This is a genomic window from Marmoricola sp. RAF53 (genome assembly GCF_052114005.1).
GTDB lineage: Bacteria > Actinomycetota > Actinomycetes > Propionibacteriales > Nocardioidaceae > Marmoricola.
Window position 1 is genome coordinate 13,222 of record NZ_JBFRDX010000018.1, and the last position, 13,008, is coordinate 26,229.

The 13,008-nt window shown below is 72.6% G+C and carries 9 protein-coding genes; 6 read left to right on the forward strand and 3 right to left on the reverse strand.

Annotation, left to right across the window (positions count from 1 at the left end):
• Positions 1–3: 3 nt before the first annotated feature.
• Together hrpA and AB4Y76_RS15500 are read right to left on the reverse strand one after the other, a co-directional pair.
• Positions 4–3,777, reverse strand: a complete 3,774-nt coding sequence (gene hrpA / locus AB4Y76_RS15495) for an ATP-dependent RNA helicase HrpA (RefSeq protein WP_441926838.1) — start codon at positions 3,775–3,777, stop codon at positions 4–6.
• A 29-nt stretch (positions 3,778–3,806) separates the two neighbouring features.
• The gene (locus AB4Y76_RS15500; RefSeq protein ID WP_441926840.1) at positions 3,807–4,331 is read right to left on the reverse strand and encodes a hypothetical protein; all 525 of its coding nucleotides are present in this window, start codon (positions 4,329–4,331) and stop codon (positions 3,807–3,809) included.
• 134 nt (positions 4,332–4,465) lie between these two features.
• On the opposite strand from AB4Y76_RS15500, the gene AB4Y76_RS15505 reads away from it, so the two are divergent.
• The 4 genes from AB4Y76_RS15505 to AB4Y76_RS15520 all read left to right on the forward strand — a co-directional run bounded on the left by AB4Y76_RS15505 (position 4,466) and on the right by AB4Y76_RS15520 (position 9,922).
• The gene (locus tag AB4Y76_RS15505) at positions 4,466–5,197 is read left to right on the forward strand and encodes a response regulator transcription factor (RefSeq protein WP_441926841.1); all 732 of its coding nucleotides are present in this window, start codon (positions 4,466–4,468) and stop codon (positions 5,195–5,197) included.
• A complete protein-coding gene (locus tag AB4Y76_RS15510) occupies positions 5,194–6,654 on the forward strand; it encodes a sensor histidine kinase (RefSeq protein ID WP_441926843.1) in 1,461 nt (486 codons plus the stop codon). The genes AB4Y76_RS15505 and AB4Y76_RS15510 overlap by 4 nt, the downstream gene beginning before the upstream one ends.
• 68 nt (positions 6,655–6,722) lie before the next feature.
• Positions 6,723–8,723, forward strand: coding sequence for an ArnT family glycosyltransferase (locus tag AB4Y76_RS15515; protein ID WP_441926845.1), 2,001 nt, complete (start codon positions 6,723–6,725; stop codon positions 8,721–8,723).
• Entirely contained in the window at positions 8,720–9,922 is a 1,203-nt protein-coding gene (locus AB4Y76_RS15520) for a glycosyltransferase (RefSeq protein WP_441926847.1), read from the forward strand. Before AB4Y76_RS15515 ends, AB4Y76_RS15520 begins: the two co-directional genes overlap by 4 nt.
• 30 nt (positions 9,923–9,952) lie before the next feature.
• Here the strand turns inward: AB4Y76_RS15520 and AB4Y76_RS15525 are convergent, their stop codons facing one another.
• Positions 9,953–10,555, reverse strand: coding sequence for a TetR/AcrR family transcriptional regulator (locus AB4Y76_RS15525; RefSeq protein WP_441926849.1), 603 nt, complete (start codon positions 10,553–10,555; stop codon positions 9,953–9,955).
• 70 nt (positions 10,556–10,625) lie between these two features.
• Between AB4Y76_RS15525 and AB4Y76_RS15530 the strand changes: the two genes are divergently transcribed.
• Both AB4Y76_RS15530 and AB4Y76_RS15535 read left to right on the forward strand, forming a co-directional pair.
• Positions 10,626–12,161, forward strand: a complete 1,536-nt coding sequence (locus AB4Y76_RS15530) for a flavin-containing monooxygenase (protein ID WP_441926851.1) — start codon at positions 10,626–10,628, stop codon at positions 12,159–12,161.
• On the forward strand, positions 12,158–12,991 hold the full coding sequence (locus AB4Y76_RS15535) for an SDR family NAD(P)-dependent oxidoreductase (protein ID WP_441926853.1): 834 nt from the start codon (positions 12,158–12,160) through the stop codon (positions 12,989–12,991). The genes AB4Y76_RS15530 and AB4Y76_RS15535 overlap by 4 nt, the downstream gene beginning before the upstream one ends.
• Positions 12,992–13,008 lie beyond the last annotated feature (17 nt).

The window sequence follows — 13,008 nt, forward strand, 5'->3', positions numbered from 1 at the left end:
CTTTCAGAGCTTCTCCAGGACCGCACGCAGCCGCTTCTCGCTGACCGGCTCCCGGGTGCCGAGGTGCTGGGCCCACAACGAGACCCGGAACTCCTCCACCAGCCAGCGCAGCCGCTCCAGCTCCGCCCCCGGCGGACGTCCCTCCGGGAGCGCGTCGACGCGGTGCTGCCAGGCGTCCTGGAACGGCGCCACCCGGTACATCAGCTCCAGGTCCCGGGCAGGCGACTCGTCGAGCCGGCGCCGGCGCTCGGCGAGCGCCGCCAGGTAGCGCGGGTACTCCCGCAGCGCGGCCGCCCCGGCGTCGGCGACGAAGCCGGGCCCGACCAGGCGGCCGAGGTGCTGGCGCATGTCGTTCATCGAGGGCAGCACCGCCAGGTCCACGCTGCCGTGCAGCAGCCGGTCGGTCTCGCGGTGCGCGCCGAGCACCCGGACCAGCTGGTGGCGGACCTCCAGGGCACGCTCGGGCAGCAGCCGGCGGACCTCGGTGAGCAGGTCGGCGAACGCCGCCTCGTCCCGGACCGGGCGGGCCAGCTCTCCGACCGCCGCCACGACGCAGTCGGCGAGCAGCGCCTTCACGTTCGGGTACGGCGCCCCGGCCAGCACCAGCTTGGTGGCGTTGTCGAGGTCCTCACCGAGCCGGTTGACCGTGCCGCCGACGTCGACCTGCAGCACCAGCAGCCGGCGCACGCCGCGCAGGTGCTGGGCCTGCTGCTCCTCGACGCTCGCGAAGACCCGCAGCCCGACCGCGTCGCCCTCGTCGACCAGGCCCGGGTAGCCGAGGACGTCGTGCCCGGCGCGGAGCTGGCGGAAGGACTCCGGCACGCTGCCGAACGTCCAGGTCCGCTGCCCGGTGGCGGTGAGCCCGGAGTCCTCGGCCGCGTCCGCCACGGCCGCCTCGAACGACGGCCGCAGCGGCGCCTTGAGCGCCTCCAGGTCCTTGCCCTCGCCGAGCAGCGCGCCGTCCTCGTCGAGGATCCGGAAGGTCGGGCGCAGGTGGTCGGGCACCTTGTCCCAGTCCCAGGCCTCCGGCGGCACGTGCACGCCGGTCGTCGAGCGCAGGTAGCGGGCCAGCGCGACGGTCAGCGGCTCCTCCCCGGCCGGGACCGCGGCCAGGAACGCCTTGGCCACGTTGGGCGCCGGGACGAAGTTCACCCGCAGCGCCTTCGGCAGCGAGCGCAGCAGCGCCACCACCAGCTCCTCGCGGAGGCCGGGCACGTGCCAGCTGAACGCGCCCGCTCCGACGTGGTTCAGGGTGGCGAGCGGGACGTCGACCCGGACGCCGTCCGCGGCGGTGCCCGGCTCGAAGTGGTAGCTCAGCGGCAGCGTCAGCGAGCCCTCGTGCCACGCGTCCGGGAAGTCGCTCGCGCTGACCTCGGCGGCGTGCGCGTGCACCAGCATCGCCGGGTCGAAGGTGAGCAGGTCCGGCGTGCTGCGGCGAGCCTGCTTCCACCAGGCGTCGAAGTGCGCGCCGGAGACCACCTCGGCCGGGACCACCCGGTCGTAGAAGTCGAACAGGGTGTGCTCGTCGACGACGAGGTCGCGGCGGCGGGCACGGTGCTCGAGCTCGGCGGCCTCCTCCAGCAGCGCCCGGTTGGTGGCGAAGAACCGGTGCCGGGTGTGCCACTCCCCCTGGACGAGCGCGTGCCGGATGAACAGCTCGCGGGCGACCTCGGGATCGTGCTTGCCGTAGGACACCAGCCGGTCGGCGACCAGGGGGACGCCGTACAGGGTGACGCGCTCGTAGGCCATCACCGCGGCGCGCTCCTTCGACCAGTGCGGCTCGGAGTAGGTCCGCGAGACCAGGTGGGCGCCGGCCTGCTCGGCCCAGAGCGGGTCGATCGCCGCGCACTGCCGCCCCCACAGCTTGGAGGTCTCGACCAGCTCGGCGGCCATCACGAACTGCGGCTGGTTCTTGAACAGCCCCGAGCCGGGGAAGATCGAGAACCGGGCGCCGCGGGCGCCGAGGTAGTCGCGGCGGTCCGGGTCACGCAGCCCGATGTGCGAGAGCAGGCCGGACAGCAGCGCCTGGTGCACCCGGTCCTCGTCGGGGGTCACCTCGGCATCGCGGGAACGCGGCACCGTCATCCCCACCTGCCGGGCGACCTGGCGGAGCTGGGACTCGAAGTCCTGCCACTCGCGGACCCGGAGGTAGTTCAGGTGCTCGTTGCGGCACATCCGCCGGAACGCGCTCGAGCCGAGCTCCTGCTGCTGGGTGCGCAGGTGCCGCCAGAGGTTCAGCCAGGCCAGGAAGTCCGAGCGCTTGTCGGCGAACCGGGCGTGCATCTGGTCGGCGCGGGTCTGCTGGTCGGCCGGCCGCTCGCGCGGGTCCTGGATCGACAGCGCCGCGGTGATCACCAGCACCTCGCGCAGGCAGCCGAGCCGGTCGGCCTCGAGCAGCATCCGGCCCAGCTGGGGGTCGATCGGCAGCCGCGCCAGGGTCCGCCCGAGCCGGGTCAGCCGCGGCCGGGTGTCCGGGCGGCCGCCCTTGCCGGGCGCGATCGCGCCGAGCTCGGTGAGCAGCAGCATCCCGGCCCGGACGTTGCGGGCGTCCGGCGGTTCGACGAACGGGAACCTGGCCACGTCGCCGAGGCCGAGCGCGGTCATCTGGAGGATGACGCTGGCCAGGCTGGTGCGCAGGATCTCGGGCTCGGTGAACGCGGGCCGCGCCTCGAAGTCCTCCTCGGAGTACAGCCGGATCGCGATGCCCGCCTCGACGCGCCCGCAGCGGCCGGAGCGCTGGTTGGCGGAGGCCTGGCTGATCGGCTCGACCGGGAGCCGCTGCACCTTGGTCCGCACCGAGTAGCGCGAGATCCGGGCGACGCCGGTGTCGATCACGGCCACGATGCCGGGGACGGTCAGCGAGGTCTCGGCGACGTTGGTGGACAGCACCACCCGGCGCCGGCTGTGCCGCTCGAAGACCCGGTGCTGCTCGGCCGCGGAGAGCCGCGAGTAGAGCGGTACGACGTCGAAGCCTGTCGTGATCCCACCCCGCCCCTCCGCCTTGCGGGCCAGCACGTCGGTGGTGTCCCGGATCTCCCGCTCGCCAGGGAGGAAGACCAGGATGTCGCCGTCGATCTCGGCGTGCAGCTCCTCGACGGCCGCGACGATCGCCTCGGTCTGGTCGCGGACCACGACCTCGCCCTCGTCGTCTTCCTCGGGCACCTCGACCAGCGGCCGGTAGCGGACCTCGACCGGGTAGGTGCGGCCGGAGACCTCGACCACCGGCGCGTCGTCGAAGTGCCGGGAGAACCGGTCGACGTCGATCGTCGCCGAGGTGATGACGACCTTCAGGTCGGGCCGGCGCGGCAGCAGCTGCTTGAGGTAACCGAGGATGAAGTCGATGTTGAGGCTGCGCTCGTGCGCCTCGTCGATGATCAGCGTGTCGTAGCGCTGCAGCGCCTTGTCGTGCTGGAGCTCGGCGAGCAGGATGCCGTCGGTCATCACCTTGACCCGCCCGGCGGCCGACGTACGGTCGGTGAAGCGGACCTGGTAGCCGACGACGTCGCCGAGCTCGGTGCCGAGCTCCTCCGCGATCCGCTCGGCGACGCTGCGTGCGGCGATCCGGCGCGGCTGGGTGTGGCCGATCAGCTTGCCCCCGCGGCCACCTGCGCTACCACCTGGGCCCCGGCCGAGCTCCAGGCAGATCTTGGGCAGCTGGGTGGTCTTGCCGGACCCGGTCTCCCCCGCCACGATCACCACCTGGTGGTCGCGGATCGCCGCCGCGATCTCGTCGCGGCGTGCCGAGACCGGGAGCTCGGCGGGGAAGTGGAGGCGCACGACCCCCAAGCGTAGAGGCCCGGCGGGCGTCAGCCCGCCGGGGACGGGGTCGGCGTGGGTGTGGCCTGGCTCTGCTTCTGCAGCTCCTGCAGCTTCTGCTGCACGAAGTCGCGCAGCTGCTGGCGCTGCTCGTCGGTCATGCCGCCGAGGCCGAGCCCGTTGCCGAGCCCGTTGCCGTTGCCGTTTCCGTTTCCGCGCTGGCCGAAGCCCTGCCCGGGTCCGCCCATCATCGGGCCCCGGTTCGCCGGGCCCCCGTCGTCACCGCCGTCACCGCCGTGGAAGGTGGTGATCCGGACCCGGTCCGGACCGTCGTCGCCGTTGTTGGTCGCGGCCATCAGCGCGGCGCCGAGCGCACCGCCGATGAGCAGGGCGCCGACGGCGACCAGCACCATCGAGCGGAAGTTCCAGACGGTGTCGCGCAGCCGCGGGCCGTCGGGGACGGGTGCGGCAGCCGGACCGGACGCGGTCTCCGGCACGGGCACGGGCTCCGCCGGGAGCACGGTGGTGGGCTCGTCCGCGTCGGGGCTGCCGGGGACGTCGGTGTTCTCTGCCATGCGGCCAGTGTGCGGTCAGAACCTGTCATTGCGCTGTGGAAAGGCCGAGGAGTTCCGGCTGGATCCGGCGCTTCACAGGTTTCTCACAGCGAACCCATGGCGGATCCCCGACCGCCTGGGCGAGGCTGGGCGCCATGAGCACCGCGCGTGGACCCGAGCTGACCCGGATCGACGGCACCCCGCTGCGGGTGCTGGTCGTCGACGACGAGGCCAACATCGCCGAGCTGCTGCGGATGGCGCTGCGCTACGAGGGCTGGGACGTCGAGGTCGCGCTCACCGGGAGCAAGGCGGTCAGCACAGCCCGGTCCTTCTCCCCCGACGCCGTGGTCCTCGACATGATGCTGCCGGACTTCGACGGGATGGAGGTGCTGCGCCGGCTGCGCGCCGACGCGGCCGACGTACCGGTCCTGTTCCTGACCGCCCGCGACGCCGTCGAGGACCGGGTCGCCGGCCTCACCGCGGGCGGCGACGACTACGTCACCAAGCCGTTCTCGCTGGAAGAAGTCGTCGCCCGGCTGCGCGCGCTGATGCGGCGGGCCGGCGCCCAGCAGGCGAACGACCACTCGGTGCTCGCCGTCGGGGACCTGCTCCTCGACGAGGACAGCCGCGAGGTCTCCCGGGCCGGGGAGCAGATCAGCCTGACCGCGACCGAGTTCGAGCTGCTGCGCTACCTGATGCGCAACCCGCGCCGGGTGCTGTCGAAGGCGCAGATCCTCGACCGGGTCTGGAACTACGACTTCGGAGGCCAGGCCAACGTGGTCGAGCTGTACATCTCCTACCTGCGCAAGAAGGTCGACGCCGGCCGGGACCCGATGATCCACACGATGCGCGGGGCCGGTTACGTCCTGAAGCCGGTCGAGGCATGACCAGGCTGTTCCCCCGCACCCTGACCACCCGGCTGGTCGTCACCGTGGTGGCACTGGTCGCGCTGGTCGGCTTGATGGTCGCCACCAGCGCCACCCTGGCGATGCGCGGCTACCTCTACGACCGGCTCGACAGCCAGGTCCGGGACGGGCTGCGCGGACAGCGCGGGCCGGTCAGCTCCGGACCCGAGATCCCCGGCGTGCCGGACGACGACTCCGGGAGGGCCTTCCTGCGGCCCGGCCTGACCGTGGCCGAGCTGCCCGGCTCGGACACCACGGTCGGTGTCACGGTCAGCCGGAGCAGCGAGGTCGAGCGGCTCTCCGACGACACCGTCGCCGAGCTCCAGGCGGTCCCGAGCGACGGCCAGGCGCACACCGTGGAGGTGGAGGGCACCCAGTACCGGGTGATGACCCAGGCCGAGGACGGCCACGTCTTCGTGACCGGCCAGCCGACGACGGACATCGACCAGACCGTGCAGAGCATGGTCACCTGGTTCGCGCTGCTCACCCTGCTCGGCGTCGGCGTCGCCGGGATCGCCGGCACCTGGCTGGTACGCCGCCAGCTGCGTCCGCTCAACGCCGTCGCCGAGACCGCCCGCGAGGTCTCCACCCAGGACCTCGCCACCGGTGGGGCCACCATCAGCACCCGCGTCGACGCCGGGCTCACCGACCCCGAGACCGAGGTCGGCCAGGTCGGCGCCGCGCTGAACACGCTGCTCGACCACGTCGACAGTGCCCTGACCGCCCGGCACCGCAGCGAGCAGCAGGTCCGCCAGTTCGTCGCGGACGCCTCCCACGAGCTGCGCACCCCGCTCTCCACGATCCACGGGTACGCCGAGCTGTCCCGTCGTACGCCGGACGACCCGGCCGCCCTCGGCGCCGCGCTCAACAAGGTCGAGACCGAGGCGGGCCGGATGTCCGGCCTCGTCGAGGACCTGCTCCTCCTCGCCCGCCTCGACGCGGGCCGGCCGCTCGCCCGCGAGGACGTCGACGTCACCCGGCTGCTGCTCGAGGCGGTCGCCGACGCCCGCGTGCTGGCGCCCGACCACCACTGGCGGCTGGACCTGCTCGACGAGCCGGTCGTGCTCGTCGGCGACGACGCCCGGCTGCACCAGGTGGTCACCAACCTGCTCAACAACGCCCGCAGCCACACGCCCGCCGGGACCACGGTCACGGTGCGCGCGCGGACCGCCGGCGCGGGTCCCGGCGCGACCGTCCGGATCGAGGTGCACGACGACGGTCCGGGCCTCGGTCCCGACCTGGCCGCGGAGGCGTTCGACCGGTTCTCCCGCGGCGACTCCAGCCGCACCCGGGCCTCCGGCGGCGCCGGACTGGGCCTGTCCCTGGTCAGCGCGATCGCGGCCGCGCACGGGGGCTCCGCGACGGTGACCTCCGCCCCCGGAGACACCAGGTTCGTGGTGACCCTGCCCGCTTCCGGGCGCCCGGCCAGCGCCTCGTAGCCGGGCCTCACAGAAGGCTCACAGAGCGACCACACGGCCCCCGCAGGGCGGCTCTCCAGGCTCGGTGCATGGACACGACGAGCACACTCCAGCGCCCGACCGGCACACCCGCTCCGCCCGCACCCGTGCGGGCTCCGGAGGATCCCGGCTCGCCGCCGTGGACGCGGCCCGCGCTCGCGGTGCTCCTGGTGGCGACCGCGGCGCTCTACCTCTGGGGCCTCGGCGCGTCCGGCTGGGCGAACTCCTTCTACTCCGCCGCGGCGCAGGCCGGCTCGGAGTCGTGGAAGGCGTTCTTCTTCGGCAGCTCGGACGCCGCCAACGCGATCACCGTCGACAAGACCCCGCTCTCGCTGTGGCCGATGGCCCTGTCGGTGCGCCTGTTCGGGCTGTCGAGCTGGAGCATCCTGGTCCCGCAGGCGTTCGCCGGCGTGGCGACCGTGGCGCTGCTGCACCGGCTGGTGCGGCGCACCACCGGATCGGCGGTGGCCGGACTCCTGGCCGGCACGGTGATGGCGCTGACGCCGGTCGCGGTGCTGATGTTCCGGTTCAACAACCCGGACGCGATGCTGGTGCTGCTCCTGGTGGCCGCGTCCGGCGCGACGCTGCGCGCGGTCGAGGAGACGACGAGGACGACCTCCGGTCACCCGGTGCGCTGGCTGGCGCTGGCCGGGGCGCTCGTCGGTCTCGGCTTCCTGACCAAGATGCTGCAGGCGTTCCTGGTGCTGCCCGCGTTCGCGCTCGTCTACCTGGTCTTCGCCCGGACGAGCTTCGGCAGGCGGATCGGGCACCTGCTGGTCGCGTTCGGCTCGATGGTCCTCGCCGGCGGTTGGTGGATCGCGGTCGTGGAGGCCTGGCCCGCCGCCGGCCGCCCCTACATCGGCGGCTCGCAGAACAACTCCATCCTCGAGCTGACGCTCGGCTACAACGGCTTCGGCCGGCTCAACGGCAACGAGACCGGGTCGGTCGGCGGCAACGCGGCGGGCGCCGGCGGCGGCCAGTGGGGCGCCACCGGGATCGGCCGCCTCTTCGGCAGCGAGATCGGCGGCCAGGTCGCCTGGCTGATCCCGGCGGCGCTGATCCTCGGCGGCACGGCGCTCTGGGTGGCGCGCCGCAGTCCCCGGGTGTCCGCGGCACTCGCCCTGTGGGGGCTCACCTTGCTCTCCACCGGGCTCACCTTCAGCTTCATGGCGGGCATCTTCCACGCCTACTACACCGTCGCCCTGGCTCCGGCGATCGCGGCGCTCGTCGGAATCGGCGGCTGGGTGCTGTGGCGGGACCGCTCCTCGGTACCGGCGCGGGCCGCGCTGGTGATCGCGTCGGCGGCCACGACGCTGCTCGCGTTCGAGCTCCTCGGCCGGACGCCGGACTGGCACCCCTGGCTGCGCTGGCTGGTCCTGGTCGGCGGGGTCGCGGCCACGGCCCTGCTCGCCGGGGTGCACCGGCTGCGGGCCCGGGCGGCCGCCGCGGCGGCGACGCTGGCCGTGGTGGCCGGGCTGGCCGGGCCGGCGGCGTACGCGCTGCAGACGGCGTCGACCCCGCACACCGGCTCGATCCCGACCGCCGGTCCGACGGTGGCCGGCGGGCCGGGTGGACGGCCCGGTGGTGGGCCCGGAGGTGGGCCCGGTGGTGGGCCCGGCGCCATGCAGGGTCCGCCCCCCGGAATGCAGCAGGGCCCGCCCCAGGGCGGCGGCGCGGGTGGGCTGCTCAACGGCTCGACATCGACCGCCGAGATCAACGCGCTGCTCGCGCAGGACTCCGGTTCCTACGACTGGGCGGGGGCCGCGGTCGGCTCCAACTCGGCGTCCGGCTACCAGCTCGCGACCGGGCTGCCGGTGATGGCGATCGGCGGCTTCAACGGCTCGGACCCGAGCCCCACGCTGGCCGAGTTCCAGCAGTACGTCACCGACGGCCGGATCCATTGGTTCATCGCCGGTGGCGGACCCGGTGGCGGCCCCGGTGGCAACGCGAGCGGCACCAGCGCGGCGATCACGTCCTGGGTGGAGCAGAGCTTCACCGCCACCACGGTCGACGGCATCACCCTCTACGACCTGAGCGGAGCGAGCCGATGAGCACCTTGTCGGTCCCGGCCCAGCAGAACGCCGCGCTCCACGCCGCTCCCGTCCTCGACGTGGTGATCCCGGTGCACAACGAGGAGGTCGCCCTGGAGCGCTCGGTACGCCGCGTGCTCGAGCACCTCGCCACGCTGCCCTGGCCGTCCCGGGTGACGATCGCGGACAACGCCTCCACCGACCGGACCTCGGAGATCGCCCGGCGGCTCAGCCACGAGCACTCCCGGGTCCGGGCGGTGCACCTCGCCGAGAAGGGCCGCGGCCGGGCCCTGCACCGGGTCTGGGGCGCCTCGGACGCCGACGTGCTGGTCTACATGGACGTGGATCTGTCGACCGACCTGGACGCGCTGCTCCCCCTGGTCGCGCCGCTGATCAGCGGTCACTCCGACCTCGCGATCGGGTCCCGGCTGGCCCCGGCGGCGCGGGTCGAGCGCGGGATGCAGCGCGAGGTGATCTCGCGGGGCTACAACCTGATCCTGCGCGGCGCGCTCCGGGTCGGGTTCAGCGACGCGCAGTGCGGCTTCAAGGCGATCCGTCGCGAGGCCGCCGAGGAGCTGCTCCCCCTGGTCGAGGACCAGGGCTGGTTCTTCGACACCGAGCTGCTGACCGTCGCCGAGCGGGCCGGGCTGCGGATCTACGAGGTCCCGGTGGACTGGGTGGACGACCCGGACAGCCGGGTCGACCTCGTGCGGACGGCGTACCTGGACCTGTGCGGGGTGTGCCGGCTCGGGGCCAACCTGGCTCGGGGCCGGCTGCCGCTGCGCGAGGTCGGCGAGCGGCTGGGGCGGATCTCGGAGGAGACCGGCTCCGGCCGGATCGGGATGCAGGCGGCGATGTTCGTCGTGGTGGGCGTGCTCTCGACGCTCGCCTACGCGCTGCTCTACCTCGGGCTGCGCCAGGTGGTCGCGCCCGTGGAGGCGAACCTGCTCGCGCTGCTGACGACCGCGGTCGCGAACACCGCGGCGAACCGGCGGTTCAGCTTCGGCGTCCGCGGCCGCCGGGACGCGTGGCGGCACCAGGTCCAGGGGCTGCTGGTGTTCGCGGTCGGGCTGGCCTGCACCACCGCGGCGATCCTGCTGCTCCCCGACGGGGTGGCGCCGGCGGTGGAGATCGTCGTGCTGACGGTGACGAACCTGGTGGTCACGGTGCTCCGGTTCGTGGCGATGCGCTGGTGGATCTTCGCGCGCCGCGCCGGATGACGGAACCGGTGAAGGGACCGACGAGGGCGCTCAGAGGAGCACGAGCGCGGGGAGCGCGTGGGCCAGCCGGTTCAGGAGCTCCTCGCGGCTCAGCCCGTGCGGGTCCTTGACCCAGGCGACGATGACCGACTCGACCATCGCCGACCAGCCGTCGACGATCAGCCGGATCGCCGGGGAGTCGGAGAGCCCGAGGGCCTGCAGGCCCGCTTCCCCGGTCACCTCGAAGATCCTGTCGGTGAGCGCGCGCCGGCCCTCGTCGTAGATCGCGCGGAGCTCTTCGTTGCCGCCGGCCGCGGCCCGGACGAGGGAGACGTACCCGGTGTAGTTCTCGACGACGTAGTCGAGGTAGGCGCCGACCGAGGCGGCCAGCTGCTCCAGCGGGTCCTCGATGTCGCGGGGCGCGGTGATGGCGACGAGCTGCTCGACGGCACGGCGCACGACGGCGACGTGGAACTCCTGCTTGTTGCCGAAGTAGTGGTAGAGCAGGCCGCGCGAGATCCCGGCCTCCTCGGCCAGCAGCTCGATGGAGATCTCGTCGAGGGTCCTGGTCGACAGCAGCTGGGTGCCGAGCTCGAGGAGCTGCTCGCGCCGGCCCTCCGGCGACATCCGGATGCGTCCCGTGGTGCTGGTCATGTGGTCCATGTTACTGAACCCGCGTCAACAACGCTATTGACGTTTGTTCAACAAGGGTTAGAGTTCTCCCATGACCACGAAGAAAACCGGTCCGAAGGCCCCCGTGACCCCCAGTCTCCCCGAGCGCGTGCGCGTCCTCGTCATCGGTGCCGGCTTCGCCGGCCTGGGCGCGGCGATCAAGCTCGACGAGTCCGGCGAGACCGACTTCGTCGTCGTCGACAAGGGCCAGACCGTCGGCGGCACGTGGCGCGACAACACCTACCCCGGTGCCGCCTGCGACGTGCCCAGCCAGCTCTACTCGTTCTCGTTCGCGCCCAACCCGAACTGGTCCCGGTCCTTCTCCCCGCAGCCGGAGATCCAGGCCTACCTCGAGGACGTCGCCCGCCGCTCCGGCGTGCTCGACCGGTTCCGCTTCGGCGTCACCGTCGAGGACGCCGCCTGGGACGAGGCCGACCAGGTCTGGAACGTGTCCACCAGCGACGGCACCGTCACCGCGGACGTCGTGATCAGCTGCTCCGGCGGCCTGTCGGAGCCGAAGCTGCCCGAGATCGAGGGCATCGAGGACTTCGCCGGCGAGATCTTCCACTCCGCCCGCTGGGACCACGACGTCGACCTCACCGGCAAGCGCGTCGCCATCATCGGCACCGGCGCCTCCGCGATCCAGATCATCCCCTCGATCGCCGAGCAGGTCGGCCGGCTCGACGTCTACCAGCGCACCGCGCCCTGGGTGATGCCCCGCCACGACCGCGCCTACACCGGGCTGGAGCGGCTGGCGTTCCGGCACGTCCCGTTCTTCCAGAAGGCCTACCGCACGGGCATCTACTGGGGCCGCGAGACCTTCGTGCCGGCGTTCACCTGGCAGCCGAAGATCGCCACCCCGGCCAAGCTCGCCGCCCTCGGCAACATCAAGAAGGGCATCAGCGACCCGGACCTGCAGGCCAAGGTCACCCCCGACTTCCAGATCGGCTGCAAGCGGATCCTGATCTCCAACACCTACTACCCGGCGCTGGCCCGGGACAACGTCGAGGTGGTCACCGACGGCATCGCCGCGATCACCCCGCACGGCGTCGTGACCCGCGACGGCACCGAGCGCGAGATCGACTGCCTGATCGTGGCGACCGGTTTCCACACCACCGACCAGCCGATCGCGCACCACATCAAGGGCCGCGACGGCCGCACGCTCGGCGACGTGTGGGGCGAGCGCGGGGTCGCGTCGTACAAGGGCACGACGACCAGCGGGTTCCCGAACCTGTTCCAGATCGTCGGCGCCAACACCGGGCTGGGCCACTCCAGCATGGTCTTCATGATCGAGAGCCAGATCGCCTACATCCTCTCCGCGCTGGAGCAGATGAAGGCCGGCGGGATCACCGCGGTCGAGCCGACCGCGGAGGCGCAGGCCGCCTGGAACGCCGACCTGCAGCGCCGGATGAAGCGGACCGTCTGGAGCACCGGCGGGTGCTCGAGCTGGTACCTCGACGAGCACGGGAACAACACCACGCTGTGGCCGCGGACGACGTTCGCCTTCCGCGGGCTGCTGCGCACGTTCGACATCGACAAGTACGAGACCCGGACCGCTCCGGCGGTGGACAAGGAGCAGGTCGCATGAAGAGCCTCGACAACAAGGTCGTCGTGATCACCGGAGCCGGCGGCGGCATGGGCCGCGAGCTGGCCGTCCTCGCCGCCGGGCGCGGCGCGCGGCTGGCGATCTCCGACTGGAACGCGGACGCCCTCGCCGGCACCGTCGACCTGGTCAAGGAGCTCGGCGCCGAGGTCCGCAGCGACGTCATCGACGTCTCCGACCGGGCCGCCATGGGCACCTGGGCGACGGCGGTCGCCGAGCAGTTCGGCGCCGTGAACATGGTCGTCAACAACGCCGGCGTCACCGTCACCGGCGACTTCGAGGACATGGAGTACGCCGACTTCGACTGGATCGTCGGGGTCAACTTCCTCGGCGTCGTCAACGGCACCAAGGAGTTCCTGCCGCACCTGATCGCCTCCGGCGACGGGGCGGTCGTCAACATCTCCAGCCTGTTCGGCCTCGTCTCCATGCCCGGTCAGACCGCCTACAACGCCACCAAGTACGCCGTCCGCGGCTTCACCGAGGCGCTCCGCGAGGAGATGCTGATCAACAAGCACCCGGTCTCGGTCACCTGTATCCACCCGGGCGGAATCAAGACCGGCATCGCCCGCAACGGTCGCAAGACCGTCGGGCAGGACGCCTCGCGGATCGACGAGCTCTTCGAGAAGAAGCTGGCCCGGATGCCCGCGGACAAGGCCGCGCGGATCATCCTCGACGGCGCGATGAAGAAGAAGGCCCGCGTCCTCGTCGGCATCGACGCGCACCTGTTCCACCAGTTCGCGAAGTGGACCGGGTCGGGCTACCAGGACGTCGTCGCCGTCGTGGCGCCGCGGACGATGCCCAAGAAGAAGAAGTAGCCGGTGGCGGGGCCGCC

Excerpts from the sequence above, each read along its gene's own strand:
- AB4Y76_RS15530 (WP_441926851.1), top strand. The coding sequence starts at position 10,626 with ATGACCACGAAGAAAACCGGTCCGAAGGCCCCCGTGACCCCCAGTCTC.
- AB4Y76_RS15500 (WP_441926840.1), bottom strand. The coding sequence starts at position 4,331 with ATGGCAGAGAACACCGACGTCCCCGGCAGCCCCGACGCGGACGAGCCC.
- AB4Y76_RS15510 (WP_441926843.1), top strand. The coding sequence starts at position 5,194 with ATGACCAGGCTGTTCCCCCGCACCCTGACCACCCGGCTGGTCGTCACC.
- AB4Y76_RS15525 (WP_441926849.1), bottom strand. The coding sequence starts at position 10,555 with ATGACCAGCACCACGGGACGCATCCGGATGTCGCCGGAGGGCCGGCGC.
- AB4Y76_RS15520 (WP_441926847.1), top strand. The coding sequence starts at position 8,720 with ATGAGCACCTTGTCGGTCCCGGCCCAGCAGAACGCCGCGCTCCACGCC.
- AB4Y76_RS15505 (WP_441926841.1), top strand. The coding sequence starts at position 4,466 with ATGAGCACCGCGCGTGGACCCGAGCTGACCCGGATCGACGGCACCCCG.
- AB4Y76_RS15535 (WP_441926853.1), top strand. The coding sequence starts at position 12,158 with ATGAAGAGCCTCGACAACAAGGTCGTCGTGATCACCGGAGCCGGCGGC.
- AB4Y76_RS15515 (WP_441926845.1), top strand. The coding sequence starts at position 6,723 with ATGGACACGACGAGCACACTCCAGCGCCCGACCGGCACACCCGCTCCG.